The organism is Enterobacter sp. PL_is511, assembly GCF_055816065.1.
The window spans coordinates 302,226-316,470 of sequence record NZ_JBVPGP010000024.1 but is presented as its reverse complement, the minus strand read 5'-3'; the positions used below and the strand labels follow the sequence as shown (position 1 = coordinate 316,470).

General features: G+C 57.0%; 9 protein-coding genes. 8 read left to right on the top strand and 1 reads right to left on the bottom strand.

Annotation, left to right across the window (positions count from 1 at the left end):
- The first annotated feature begins 66 nt into the window (after positions 1–66).
- The 3 genes from AC0TN7_RS16905 to AC0TN7_RS16895 all read left to right on the top strand — a co-directional run bounded on the left by AC0TN7_RS16905 (position 67) and on the right by AC0TN7_RS16895 (position 5,488).
- Positions 67–2,316, top strand: coding sequence for a TonB-dependent siderophore receptor (locus tag AC0TN7_RS16905; RefSeq protein WP_208763593.1), 2,250 nt, complete (start codon positions 67–69; stop codon positions 2,314–2,316).
- A 109-nt stretch (positions 2,317–2,425) separates the two neighbouring features.
- The gene (gene entD, locus AC0TN7_RS16900; protein WP_248163553.1) at positions 2,426–3,079 is read left to right on the top strand and encodes an enterobactin synthase subunit EntD; all 654 of its coding nucleotides are present in this window, start codon (positions 2,426–2,428) and stop codon (positions 3,077–3,079) included.
- A gap of 303 nt (positions 3,080–3,382) precedes the next feature.
- Entirely contained in the window at positions 3,383–5,488 is a 2,106-nt protein-coding gene (locus tag AC0TN7_RS16895) for a prolyl oligopeptidase family serine peptidase (protein WP_473702296.1), read from the top strand.
- Positions 5,489–5,534: 46 nt separating this feature from the next.
- Here the strand turns inward: AC0TN7_RS16895 and betT are convergent, their stop codons facing one another.
- Positions 5,535–7,568 (bottom strand): choline BCCT transporter BetT, encoded by a 2,034-nt coding sequence (betT, locus tag AC0TN7_RS16890; RefSeq protein ID WP_290094573.1) that lies wholly within the window; start codon positions 7,566–7,568, stop codon positions 5,535–5,537.
- Positions 7,569–7,696: 128 nt separating this feature from the next.
- Between betT and betI the strand changes: the two genes are divergently transcribed.
- The 5 genes from betI (at position 7,697) to AC0TN7_RS16865 (ending at position 14,212) form a co-directional block, all read left to right on the top strand.
- Positions 7,697–8,284: a transcriptional regulator BetI gene (gene betI / locus AC0TN7_RS16885; RefSeq protein ID WP_024906969.1), complete on the top strand. Its 588-nt coding sequence runs from the start codon at positions 7,697–7,699 to the stop codon at positions 8,282–8,284.
- A gap of 13 nt (positions 8,285–8,297) precedes the next feature.
- Positions 8,298–9,770, top strand: a complete 1,473-nt coding sequence (gene betB, locus AC0TN7_RS16880; RefSeq protein ID WP_290094572.1) for a betaine-aldehyde dehydrogenase — start codon at positions 8,298–8,300, stop codon at positions 9,768–9,770.
- Positions 9,771–9,783: 13 nt separating this feature from the next.
- Positions 9,784–11,463: a choline dehydrogenase gene (betA, locus tag AC0TN7_RS16875; RefSeq protein ID WP_473702295.1), complete on the top strand. Its 1,680-nt coding sequence runs from the start codon at positions 9,784–9,786 to the stop codon at positions 11,461–11,463.
- Between the two features lie 280 nt (positions 11,464–11,743).
- Positions 11,744–12,484, top strand: coding sequence for an SDR family oxidoreductase (locus AC0TN7_RS16870; RefSeq protein ID WP_061715795.1), 741 nt, complete (start codon positions 11,744–11,746; stop codon positions 12,482–12,484).
- A 33-nt stretch (positions 12,485–12,517) separates the two neighbouring features.
- The gene (locus tag AC0TN7_RS16865; RefSeq protein ID WP_473702294.1) at positions 12,518–14,212 is read left to right on the top strand and encodes a thiamine pyrophosphate-binding protein; all 1,695 of its coding nucleotides are present in this window, start codon (positions 12,518–12,520) and stop codon (positions 14,210–14,212) included.
- Positions 14,213–14,245: the final 33 nt, after the last annotated feature.

Genomic DNA, 14,245 nt, shown 5'->3' with positions numbered 1-14,245 from the left:
TTGCAATAGCGTAGTGCCCGCGCTGTGGGAAGCGCTCATAAAACAACCACAAAAGCAGGACGTACAATGAATAAGAAGATTCACTCTTTGGCCTTGCTGGTCAATTTAGGGATTTACGGCGTCGCGCTGCCCGCTCTGGCAGACGACAACACCGCCTCTGCGCAGCACGAAGACACGATGGTGATCACCGCCGCCGAGCAGAATCTGCAGGCGCCGGGGGTATCGACCATCACCGCCGATGAGATCCGTAAAAACCCGCCCGCGCGGGACGTGGCTGAAATCATCCGCACCATGCCGGGCGTTAACCTGACCGGTAACTCCACCAGCGGCCAGCGCGGGAACAACCGTCAGATTGATATCCGCGGCATGGGGCCAGAAAACACCCTGATCCTGATCGACGGCAAGCCGGTCACCAGCCGAAACTCCATCCGTCTGGGCTGGCGAGGCGAGCGTGACACGCGCGGCGATACCGGCTGGGTGCCGCCGGAGATGATCGAGCGCATCGAAGTGATCCGCGGTCCGGCCGCCGCGCGCTACGGCAACGGCGCGGCTGGCGGCGTGGTGAACATCATCACTAAAAAATTCGACGACCAGTGGCACGGCTCCTGGAACACCTACCTGAATGCGCCTGAGCACAAGGATGAAGGGTCTACCAAGCGCACCAACTTTAGCCTGAGCGGCCCGCTGGGCGGCGACTTCAGCTTCCGCATGTACGGCAATCTGGACAAAACCCAGGCCGACGCGTGGGACATCAACCAGGGTCACCAGTCTGACCGAACCGGTGCCTACGCCGACACGCTGCCCGCGGGCCGCGAGGGTGTAGAAAACAAAGACATTAACGGCGTGGTGCGCTGGGACTTTGCGCCGATGCAGTCTCTGGAATTTGAGGCGGGCTACAGCCGCCAGAATAACCTCTACGCAGGCGACACGCAGAACACCAACAACGACAACAGCTCCAGCGGTCTGGTGAAAAAGAACTACGGCAAAGAGACCAACCGCATCTATCGCCAGAACTTCGCGGTGACCTGGAACGGCGGCTGGGATAACGGCATTACCACCAGCAACTGGGCGCAGTACGAGCACACCCGCAACTCCCGTCTGGGAGAGGGGCTGGCGGGCGGTCTGGAAGGTCTGTTCAACAGTAATAAATTCACCGACACCGATCTGGCCGACGTGATGCTGCACAGCGAAGTCAACCTGCCGATTGATTTCATCGTCAACCAGAACCTGACGCTCGGCACCGAGTGGAACCAGCAGCGCATGAAGGACTCGACCTCCTTCACCCAAACCCAGCAGGGCGGCACCATTCCGGGCATGAGCAACGACCGCAGCCCGTACACGTCGGCAGAGATTTTCTCCCTGTTCGCCGAAAACAACATGGAGCTGACCGACAGCACCATGCTGACCCCTGCCCTGCGCTTCGACCATCACACCATCGTCGGCAACAACTGGAGCCCGTCACTTAACCTGTCGCAGGGGCTGGGGGATGACTTCACGCTTAAGATGGGGATCGCGCGCGCCTATAAGGCGCCGAGCCTGTACCAGACCAACCCGAACTACCTGCTCTACAGTAAAGGCCAGGGCTGCTACGCCAGCTCCGACGGCGTGGGCTGCTACATGATGGGTAACGACGACCTGAAGGCCGAAACCAGCATCAACAAAGAGATTGGTCTGGAGTGGAAGCGCGACGGCTGGCTGGCGGGCGTCACCTGGTTCCGCAACGACTACCGCGACAAGATTGAAGCGGGCTACGCGCCGATTGGTCACACCTCTTCCGGTAAAGTGCAGACCGACATCTACCAGTGGGAAAACGTACCTAAAGCAGTCGTCGAAGGGCTGGAAGGCTCCCTGAACGTGCCGGTCAGCGACACGATTAACTGGACCAACAACATTACCTACATGCTGCAGAGCAAGAACAAGGAGACCGGCGACCGTCTGTCGATCATTCCGGAGTACACGCTGAACTCAACCCTGAGCTGGCAGGTGCATCAGGACGTGTCGCTCCAGTCGACCTTTACCTGGTACGGCAAGCAGCAGCCGAAAAAGTACAACTACAAAGGTCAGCCGGTGACCGGGTCTGAAAAAGACGAAGTCAGTCCGTACAGCATCGTTGGCCTGAGCGCGACCTGGGACATGACCAAAAACGTCAGCCTGACCGGCGGCGTGGACAACGTCTTCGACAAACGCCAGTGGCGCGCGGGTAATGCCCAGACAACCGGAAACACCACCACCGGTGCGTATATGTACGGTGCGGGTGCGTATACGTATAATGAACCGGGTCGCACCTGGTACATGAGCGTGAATACGCGTTTCTAGGTAAAAGCAAAACGGCAACCCTGTTGCCGTTTTTAGTGTTTGCTCCCTCTCCTCGTGGGAGAGGGCCGGGGTGAGGGCATCAGGCCGCACAATTCTGAAGGAAAAAAACATGCACACCACCCACAGCACGCTCATTCTCGCCGGCCACACCGTCCACCACGTTACCTTCGACCCAACCACCTTCACCGACACCGATCTCCTCTGGCTCCCCCACCACGCCGAGCTTTCAAACGCCGGGCGCAAACGCAAAGCCGAGCATCTGGCAGGCCGCATCGCCGCCGCGTATGCCTTACCTGACCACACCGTGCCCGGCATCGGCCCCAGCGGTGAACCTCTCTGGGCTGACGGCGTATCAGGGAGCATCACCCACTGCGGCACGCAGGCGATGGCGCTTGCCGTCCGTCATCCATATGCGCTGGTGGGTATTGATTGCGAAGCCATTCTTCCTGACCGTGAAGCCCGCGAAATCCAGGACGGCATCATTGATGCACAGGAAGCGATGTGCCTGAAGCGTTCGGGCTACCCCTTTGCGCTGGCATTGACGCTTGCATTCAGCGCCAAGGAAAGTTTGTTTAAAGCCCTGTTCCCTACGGCAAGGCACTACATGGGATTCGACTGTGCACGGGTCACGGCGTTGAATCAGCAAACTATCGCGTTGACGCTCAGCCATCCGGCGGGCCGTTATCAGCAGGGAAAATGCTTTAGCCTCGCCTGGCAACGTGTTAAAGAAGAGGTATATACCTTGATTGTCGTTCAGGAATAATGCTGCCCGTTTATTGCTCCCGGCAATTAAAGACTAAAAATAACGAAACTCTCACTCCCTACCATTTATAATAGCCACCAAAATCTTCCTGAAGCATTTAAACGTATGCGGGCGATTTTTTTCATAACAGAATTTGGTCATAAAACCTCGAGCCAGATCAAAAACACGAGGATAAAAAATCAATAAATACAAAATAAGTTATTTCAATTTTATATTTTCAGGAACATTATTCCTTCGCTGTTTTACATTATCTCGATGTGACTAACTAACGCCACTAACAGAACAACATGAGCCCAGCCAGAAATGAAACATTGTCTGATACCGAGAATAAAACCTATCAGCAAACAGATAATTATTACTATCCTCGCATTTTTCGGCTGTCTCTTTTTCGCTCATGCTAACGAAAATCCCTATGAGGACGGCATGGATCCTTATCATTGGATGGAAACTCACCCCCAACAGACTGCTCGCTGGTTAAATCAACGCTCAAACCAGACGGTTAAGACACTCCACGCCCTTCCATGGAGAAACGCGCTGGCGAAAAGGTTAAGCGAGCTGGAGAATACGGCCCCCACTATTTCTGATATTTATGATGCGGGACAAAATCGTTTTTATCTACGCTCAACGGTCGAACACCCATACCTGCGGCTGTTTGTAAGACAGAAGGGAAAACCGGAACGGGTGCTCATTGATCCGCCTGTTGGCTATGGGATTAATTTTTTTAGCCCTTCACATGATGGTCGCTACGTGGCTTTTGGGCTCTCAAGAAACGGGACTGAAAGCACGAGAATTACCGTTATCCGGGTTGTGGATAATGTCGTATTAGATACGCATATACCCGACGTTCGCTATCCCAGCGTTGTCTGGGCCTCGGATAATCAGTCCTTTTATTATAGTCTCAACACCATCACTCAGGATTCAGGACGGCAAACCTGCGGCAAGGTCTACCTCCATCATATAGAAAGCAACAACGATATTATGACGTTTGACTGGCGCACCATTCCAGAACTCGCACAGCAATCCTGCGAAAACGTTAATCTTTACGCCTCCCCTGATTCTGACTACCTGATTGTTAACGTGTCAAAATCCATTAGCGGTTATGGCAGCTCTCTTTTTTCCGCTAAAAAAGACGCAGATGGCAACGGCACGCTCAACTGGACCAGGATTGTTGATCCCGATAAAAATGTTTCTGCCTTTGTTTATTCCGGGGAGTGGATTTATCTGGCGAGCTATAACGCCTCCTCAGGCTATGATATTTCACGCATCAATCTGGCGGCTCCTGCCTCCACTAAAGAACCCGTGATGAGCTGGTCGAACGGAGAGTTAACACAATTAAGCCTGAGCAGGGATTCACTTTATGTGGCTTATCATAACGCCGGAAGCAGTAAATTCATGCGTATTCCGTTTGCTGATATCAGTAACCACCAGGCAATTCCGGTCCCTGCAGATGAAGACGTGAGTGCGATATTTGCCAGCAGCGATAGTCAGGACATTCTCTTCACCCGCCAGGGCTGGCTGAAGCCCCCCGTCATTTATCATTATCAACCTGCAGATAACATCATCCAGAAAACAGAGTTAATACCGCCGTTAAGCCAGCCCCTGACAGACTATGTGACGGAAGAAAAATGGGTCACTACAGCAGACAATATTCGCGTCCCACTGACCCTCATATACCGTAAAGGTATTGCGCGCGATGGTTCGGTCCCTACCTGGTTGACGGCTTATGGCGCGTATGGTGTAAGTACATTTCCATCATTCGATCTGTCGCGCCTGCTCTGGCTTGAACAAGGCGGTATTCTCGCTATCGCGCATGTACGCGGAGGCGGCGAACTGGGCCCCGCATGGCACGAGGAAGGAAGAGCGGATAAGAAAGAAAATTCCATTACCGATTTTATCCGTTGCGCGGAATATCTTATCGACAGTCGCTACACCTCACCGTCAAAACTGGCAATCGGGGGTGAAAGCGCGGGGGGAATTATCGTGAGTATGGCGATGACCCGTCGCCCGGAACTGTTTGCCGCTGTGGCCATAGACGCAGGGATACTCAATACCAGCCGACTGGATAACATTCCGATAGGCGTGATGAACTATGACGAACTGGGATCGCCGCTAACGCCGTCTGGCAGGCTAAACTTACTGAAAATAGATGCTTACCGGCATCTGGTACCTGAAAAACGTTATCCTCCCGTCCTGTTAACCGTAGGCCTGCATGACCAGCGCGTTTCCCCGTGGCAAACAGCAAAATTCGCCGCCCGTTTAGAGGAAATAGGCTCGCCGCGCAGTGTGCTGGTTCTGGCTTACCGTCAGGGAGGACACAGTGCCGCAACCTATGCCGAGGCCGATTCAAAATTAGTCGACACGGTAAGCTTCTTTATCTGGAAAACCGGTCTTCACGTTCAGGATAGATGATAGCGGCACCCGTTACGGGTGCCCTGTCATTCATACACGAAATGGTTCAAACATCCGGGAACATCACGCTATTCCCCGGCGCTTCCCTGTGCAGATGGATAAAGTTCAGGTGCCGTTCATACTGATCCAGAATGTCCGTAATTACCTGCTCCTTGCTGTAGTCCATCAAATCGTTCCCCTGGCTCCCTTCCAGCAGGAAGGTCTCAAGCCGGTAGTAGGTCGATTTCCCGCTGCGCGCCCGGTAGGTAAAGCCGGGGACCGAGTACTGCTGCGGCCAGATCTGGTAGACAAAATTCTGCTCGTCGCCCATATGCACCAGCAGATCCAGGTGCCCCAGGGTCTCGCCCTCCTCCGGCGGCAGGTTTTTCAGCTCCACGTAAGCACCACGCAGCTTCAGCTCCTGGGCTACCTCTTCCATGGCGGGGAAGCAGACCGTCTCCATCATCTGTTTGGTGTAGCGCGTGCCCGGGTAGTTCATCAGGCGCGACAGACGTTTCTTCCAGCTCAGCCTGTCCTGCGCGCCCATCGGGCGCGGCGCGGTGTCGCGGCTGGCGCTGACGCGGCGGTAATCTTCCACCTTGAGGGACTTATACAGCCCGGCCATGACAAAGAAGATGACGAAGCTGAACGGCAGCCCCATGATCACCGTGGTGTTCTGCAGCGCCGAGATGCCGTTGGTCATCAGCATGCCGAGCGTCAGCAGGCCGATGGCGACGGACCAGAAGATGCGCAGCCAGTTCGGGGCATCGCTGTTGATGTCCTTCAGCTTCGAGGTGAAGTTACCCAGCACCAGCGCGCCGGAATCCGCCGAGGTGACGTAAAACAGCAGGCCGGTAATAGTCGCCACGGAGGCGCTAAAGGTGAACGCCGGATACTGCGCCAGCAGGCTGTAGAAGCCTCGCTCCGGGTGCGCCATCGCTTCCTGCGCGAAAGTAGCATTGCCGTGGATAATCTCGTGCAGCGCGCTGTTGCCGAACACCGACAGCCACAGCAGGGTAAAGGTGAACGGGATGATCAGCGTGCCCATCACAAACTGGCGGATGGTGCGGCCACGTGAAATACGCGCCAGGAACAGGCCAACGAACGGCGACCACGCGACCCACCACGCCCAGAAGAACAGCGTCCAGTTGTTCATCCACTCTACAGGGCGGTCGAAGGCGAAGCTGTTCAGCGTCATGCCCATAAAGCGGTTCACATAGTCGCCCACGTTCAGCACTAAGGCATTGAGCAGGAACGAGGTATCGCCCATAAACAGCACGAACAGGATCAGGCCCAGCGCCAGCGCCACGTTCAGCTCGGAGAGCACGCGGATGCCCTTATCGACGCCCGACGTCACCGAAATGGTGGCGATAATGACGGAGAGCGCAATCAGCGCCGCTTTCGCCGCCATCGAATCCGGAATATCAAACAGCACGCTCAGCCCGTAGTTAAGCTGCACCACGCCAATCCCAAGCGTCGTCGCGATACCGAAGATGGTGCCGATCACCGCCGCAATGTCGACGCTGTGGCCAATCGGGCCGTTTATCTTTTTACCGAAAATCGGGTACAGCGCGGAGCGGATGGTGAGGGGCAAATTATAACGATAGCTAAAGTATCCCAGCGCCATGCCCATCAGGGCGTACATTGACCAGCCGGTCAGGCCGTAGTGGAACAGCGTCCAGACCATCGCCTGGCGCGCGGCCTCCATCGTCTGCCCTGCCCCTTCCGGCGGCTGCATATACTGCGTGACCGGTTCGGCCACGGAGAAGAACATCAGGTCGATGCCGATGCCCGCGGCAAACAGCATTGCGGCCCAGCTCGGCAGGCTGAACTCGGGCTTTGACTGCTCTGGCCCGAGCTTCACCGAACCAAAGCGCGAGCAGGCAATGCAGACCACGAAGACGATATAGAGCGTCGCCGCCAGCAGGTAGTACCAGCCGAAGGTCTTCGAAACCCAGTTCAGGGTGCGCCCAATCCACTCGGCAGAAAAATCGCGAAAGAAGATCGTTGTCAGGGAAAACAACAAAATCAGCCCGGCAGACGTATAAAAAACGACCGGGTTGATTTTGTCTTTTTCTCTGTCCTGTGAAAGGTCTGTCATCCAGTATCCCCACTGTTTTTGTAACTATTAAAATCCAAATCCGCAACAATTAAGACACATTTTATATTGAACGTCCAATCAAAAACCGCTTTAATGGTTAACCAACGCTGATGAATGGAGTGGCAAAAATGCCCAAAGTGGGGATGCAGCCGATCCGGCGCAGGCAGCTTATCGACGCCACGCTGGAAGCAATAAATGAAGTGGGAATGCATGACGCGACGATCGCGCAGATCGCCCGTCGGGCGGGCGTTTCCACGGGGATCATCAGTCACTATTTCAAAGACAAAAACGGTCTGCTGGAAGCAACCATGCGCGATATCACCGGCCAGCTGCGCGACGCGGTATTAAGCCGCTTACGCGCCCTGCCGGACGCCAGCGCGGAGCAGCGCCTGCAGGCGATTGTCGGCGGCAATTTTGATGAAACCCAGACCAGCGGCGCGGCAATGAAGGCCTGGCTGGCCTTCTGGGCAAGCAGCATGCACCAGCCGATGCTCTACCGCCTGCAGCAGGTAAGCAGCCGCCGCCTGCTGTCGAACCTGGTGTACGAGTTCCGCCGCGAACTGCCGCGCGAACAGGCCGAAGAGGCGGGCTACGGCCTGGCGGCGCTGATCGACGGGCTGTGGCTGCGCGCCGCGCTAAGCGGCAAGCCGCTGGATAAAACCCTGGCACAATCGCTCACCAGCCACTTTATCAGCCAGCATTTACCGACCGAATAACCGAGGAGAATTTATGTCCCGAATGGCAGAACAGCAGCTTTATATCAATGGTGGTTATACATCGGCCACCAGCGGTCGCACCTTCGAGACCATCGACCCGGCCAACGGTGAAGTCCTGGCGAGCGTACAGGCCGCCGGGCGCGAAGACGTCGATCGCGCCGTAGAAAGCGCAACGCGCGGGCAAAAAGTCTGGGCGGCGATGACCGCCATGGAGCGCTCTCGCATCCTGCGTCGCGCCGTCGATATCCTGCGCGAGCGCAACGACGATCTGGCAAAGCTGGAAACCCTCGACACCGGTAAAGCGTATTCCGAAACCTCAACCGTGGATATCGTCACCGGCGCGGACGTGCTGGAGTACTACGCGGGACTGATCCCGGCGCTGGAAGGCAGTCAGATCCCATTGCGCGAGACCTCATTCGTCTACACCCGCCGCGAGCCGCTGGGCGTGGTGGCGGGTATCGGGGCGTGGAACTACCCGATCCAGATCGCCCTGTGGAAATCGGCCCCGGCGCTGGCGGCGGGCAACGCGATGATCTTCAAGCCAAGCGAAGTGACGCCGCTTACCGCTCTGAAGCTTGCCGAGATCTACACCGAAGCGGGCCTGCCGGACGGCGTGTTTAACGTCCTGCCGGGCGTGGGCGCGGAGACCGGCCAGTACCTGACCGAGCATCCGGGCATCGCCAAAGTCTCCTTTACTGGCGGCGTCGCCAGCGGCAAAAAGGTGATGGCGAACGCCGCGGCCTCGTCCCTGAAAGAGGTGACGATGGAGCTGGGCGGTAAATCCCCGCTGATTATTTTCGACGACGCCGATCTGGATCTCGCGGCGGACATCGCCATGATGGCCAACTTCTTCAGCTCCGGCCAGGTGTGCACCAACGGCACCCGCGTGTTTGTTCCGGCCAAGTTCAAAGCCGCGTTCGAGCAGAAAATCGTTGAGCGCGTGGGCCGCATCCGCGCGGGCGATCTGTTCGATGAAGCTACCAACTTTGGTCCGATGGTCAGCTTCCCGCACCGCGACAGCGTGATGCGCTACATCGCCAAAGGCAAAGAGGAAGGCGCGCGCGTGCTGTGCGGCGGCGACGTGCTGAAGGGCGAAGGCTTCGATAACGGCGCGTGGGTGGCCCCGACCGTGTTCACCGACTGCACCGACGAGATGACCATCGTGCGCGAAGAGATCTTCGGCCCGGTGATGTCCATCCTGACCTATGAGTCCATTGAGGAAGCGATTCGCCGCGCCAACGACACCGACTACGGGCTGGCGGCAGGCATCGTCACGGCCGACCTGAACCGCGCCCACGGCACCATTCATCAGCTCGAAGCGGGCATCTGCTGGATCAACACCTGGGGTGAATCCGCCGCAGAGATGCCGGTCGGCGGCTACAAGCACTCCGGCATTGGCCGCGAGAATGGCGTGATGACGCTGCAGAGCTATACCCAGGTGAAGTCCATCCAGGTTGAGATGGGTAAATTCCAGTCCATATTTTAACCGGGAGGTTTATTTGCAATTTGACTACATCATTATCGGTGCCGGCTCTGCCGGCAACGTGCTGGCTACACGACTGACTGAAGATCCGAACACCACCGTCCTGCTGCTTGAAGCAGGCGGACCGGATTACCGCTTTGACTTCCGCACCCAGATGCCCGCCGCGCTGGCGTTCCCGCTGCAGGGCAAGCGCTACAACTGGGCGTACGAAACCGAACCAGAGCCGTACATGAACAACCGCCGCATGGAGTGCGGACGCGGCAAAGGGCTGGGCGGCTCGTCGCTGATCAACGGCATGTGCTACATCCGCGGTAACGCGATGGACCTCGACCACTGGGCGAAAGAGCCGGGCCTGGAGCACTGGAGCTACCTCAACTGCCTGCCCTACTACCGCAAGGCAGAGACCCGCGACGTGGGGCCGAACGACTACCACGGCGGCGACGGTCCGGTGAGCGTCACCACCTCGAAACCGGGTGTGAACCCGCTGTTTGAGGCGATGGTGGAGGCGGGCGTGCAGGCGGGCTATCCTCGCACCGACGATCTTAACGGCTACCAGCAGGAAGGCTTCGGCCCGATGGACCGCACGGTCACGCCGCAGGGCCGACGCGCCAGCACCGCGCGCGGCTATCTGGATCAGGCGAAACCGCGCCCAAACCTGACCATCCGCACCCACGCCATGACCGATCGCATCCTCTTTGAGGGCAAGCGCGCGGTGGGCGTCGAGTGGCTGGAGGGTGAAAGCACCATCCCATCCAAAGCGACGGCAAAAAAAGAAGTGCTGCTGAGCGCCGGGGCGATTGCCTCCCCGCAGATCCTCCAGCGCTCCGGCGTGGGCAACGCTGACCTGCTGAAACAGTTCGATATCCCGCTGGTACACGATCTGCCCGGCGTGGGCGAAAACCTGCAGGATCACCTGGAGATGTACCTCCAGTACGAATGCAAAGAGCCGGTCTCCCTCTACCCAGCCCTGCAGTGGTGGAACCAGCCGAAGATTGGCGCCGAGTGGCTGTTTGGCGGCACCGGCGTGGGCGCGAGCAACCACTTCGAAGCGGGCGGGTTTATCCGCAGCCGTGAAGAGTTTGAATGGCCGAACATTCAGTACCACTTCCTGCCGGTGGCGATTAACTACAACGGCTCGAACGCGGTGAAAGAACATGGCTTCCAGTGCCACGTCGGATCCATGCGTTCACCAAGCCGTGGACACGTGCGCATCCAGTCGCGCGATCCGCACCAGCATCCGGCGATCCTGTTCAACTATATGTCCCACGAGCAGGACTGGCAGGAGTTCCGCGACGCGATCCGCATTACCCGCGAGATCATGCACCAGCCCGCGCTGGACAAGTACCGGGGGCGCGAAATCAGCCCAGGTATCGAATGCCAGACCGACGAGCAGCTGGACGAGTTCGTGCGCAACCACGCCGAAACCGCCTTCCATCCGTGCGGCACCTGCAAGATGGGCTATGACGAGATGGCGGTGGTTGACGGCGAAGGCCGCGTTCACGGACTGGAAGGCCTGCGCGTGGTGGATGCGTCGATCATGCCGCAGATCATCACCGGCAACCTGAACGCCACCACCATTATGATCGGCGAGAAGATTGCCGACGCCATTCGCGGACGCGAGCCGCTGGCGAAGAGCACGGCCGCGTATTATGTGGCGAACGGGGCACCGGTTCGTCAGGTAACGCAGAGAGCATAATTGCCACCCCCTCTCCGTAAAAGGAGAGGGTTTTCAACACCCCCGCATCATTTCGATATTATTTTCTGTCACCCATAAGAATTAAATATTAGGCCTGCAATTAATTTAATTATTAAAAAACGACATTGACAGACTCTTCCGTACTCCATTAAGTTTTAAACGAACATCATTTTACTCCCGATACACAATATATCAAAAACCCGCGTTAATGAATTTATCATTATTCATTAACGCTTCTCTGCCTTTTATTTTTTGCATCACTCAATAGCGAGATAAGATCATGAATAATAGTGCAAACAAGGTTGTTGTCATTACCGGTGCCAGCAGCGGTATTGGTCAGGCGATTGCCCTCCATTTAGCGAATAACGCGTTTTCGCTGGTGCTGGTGGCGCGCCGTCTGGACAGAATTAATGCCCTGGTGGATCAGATTATTCAGCAAGGCGGCAAGGCTATTGCCGTGAAGGCCGATGTCACCCGTCAGGAAGAGGTTCAGCGCGCCATTGACGCTGCCGTTGCCGCCTACCAGCGCGTGGATGTGCTGATCAACAACGCGGGCTTTATGGCTATCGCCCCCCTCAGCGAGCTGAAAACCGACGAATGGGACAAGATGATTGATACCAATCTGAAAGGGGTACTGTACGGCATCGCTGCCGCTTTCCCGGTGTTCCAGCGTCAGGGCAGCGGGCATTTTATTAACGTTGCCTCCGTCGCGGGCATCAAGGTGCTGGCGCCTGGCGGCGTGGTGTACAGCGCCACGAAATTCGCCGTCCGCGCGCTGAGTGAAGGCTTACGTCAGGAGGCGGGTAAAACCCTCCGCACGACGCTTATTTCGCCCGGTGCCGTCGAGAGCGAACTGCAATTCGGTAGCTCTGACGAAGAGAGCAAAAAATTTCTCCATGAGTTTTATAAGCAGGCTATTCCGGCTGAAGCAATTGCCCGCGCGGTTTTATTTGCTATTGAACAGCCTGGCGACGTTGATATTAATGAAATTGTTGTTCGTCCGACGCAGGAAGAATTTTAGCCTGGGTTAATTAATACTGAATGAGGTGTCAGTATGATTAAATCATTAACGTCCTTATCAGATCTCAATATGCGAACGGGTGCCGATATTCTCCTTGAAGTGCTGGAGAGTGAAGGCGTGGAATATATTTTTGGCAACCCCGGTACCACCGAGCTTCCGCTCATTGATGCCCTGCTTCGCCATGAAAATATTCATTATATTCTGGCGCTACAGGAGAGCACCGTGGTGGCAATTGCTGACGGCTATGCGAAAGCCTCCGGCAAAACGGGCTTTATCAATTTGCATACCGCCAGCGGTCTGGGGCACGGCATGGGGAATCTGATTAATTCGCGGATCATGAAAACCCCGCTGGTGGTCACCGTTGGACAGCAGGATACGCGGCACTACGTCCGCGACCCGCTGCTGTATGATGATATTGTTTCCATTGGCTCCCCGGTCATGAAATGGGCGCAGGAGGTCACCAGCGCCGACCAGCTCCCGGTGCTGGTGCGCCGCGCGTTTCACGCTGCCAGCTATCCTCCGGCCGGTCCGGTGCTGCTCTCTCTGCCAATGAACGTGATGGAAGAGCTCAGCGACGCCGGGATACAAACGGCCTCTAAAGTGAACTACCACACCGTGGCGGGCTCGCTGGACGAACTGGCCGAAGAACTGAGCCAGGTTACGCCCGGCAGGATCATGATTGTGGCGGGCGATGAGGTGCACTCCAGCGGCTCGACGCAGGAGATTGTCCAACTGGCGGAAGCGCTCAGCGCCCACGTCTACGGCTCCTCCTGGCCGCTGAATTTGCCTTTTCCCACTCAGCACGCGCTCTGGCGGGGCAATATGCCCACCACCGCCAGCGAAATCGCCAACATCATCAATGCCTACGATGCCGTATTCATCATCGGCGGCAGAAGCCTGATCACCATTTTGTACAGCGAGGGGGAGGCCATTCCGGCGACCTGCGCGGTGTATCAGCTCTCTGCGGATATGCACGAACTTGGCCGCACCTATGCCACTCGCCTTTCGGTGATGGGGGATATCAAATTGTCCCTGCACGAACTGCTGCCAAAGCTTGAGCAGCGCCTGATCGCCAGCAGGCTGGTCCACCAGCGGCTGCTGGTCGCAGCCCGTGACGAACGGGAGAAGGAGTGGCAGCAGCAGGAGGAACGTCTGACCGCCGAGCGGCTACGCCCGGCGATCTCACCGATGGTCGCAGCATGGGAAGTCATCCGATCCATTCCGGCGGGTACCACCATCGTTGATGAGGCGATAGCGACCGCCAGGCATGTCCGCCGGTTCATCTCTGACCAGCAGCACCAGCGCTACTACTTTATGCGCGGCGGCGGACTGGGCTGGGGGATGCCTGCCTCAGTAGGGCACTCGCTGGGACGCGGACGGGAGCCGGTGGTCTGCCTGATAGGTGACGGAGCCTCCCTGTACTCGCCGCAGGCGCTCTGGACGGCGGCACACGAAAATCTGCCGGTCACCTTTATCGTCATGAATAACAGGGAGTACAACATCCTGAAAAACTTTATGAAGAGCCATGCTGACTACAGCTCAACGCGGCTGGGGCGTTTTATCGGGATGGACCTGGTGAACCCGCATATCGATTTTCAGTCGCTGGCCACCGCCATGGGCGTCCACTGCTGCCGGGTAACCGAAGCTGCCGATATCGCCGAAGCGGTAGCGCGCGGGCTACAGTCAGGAAAAACCAACCTGATTGAAATCGCGATTTCCGCGGATTAGCCGCGCGTTTACGCTGTACCCTACATAAAAAAC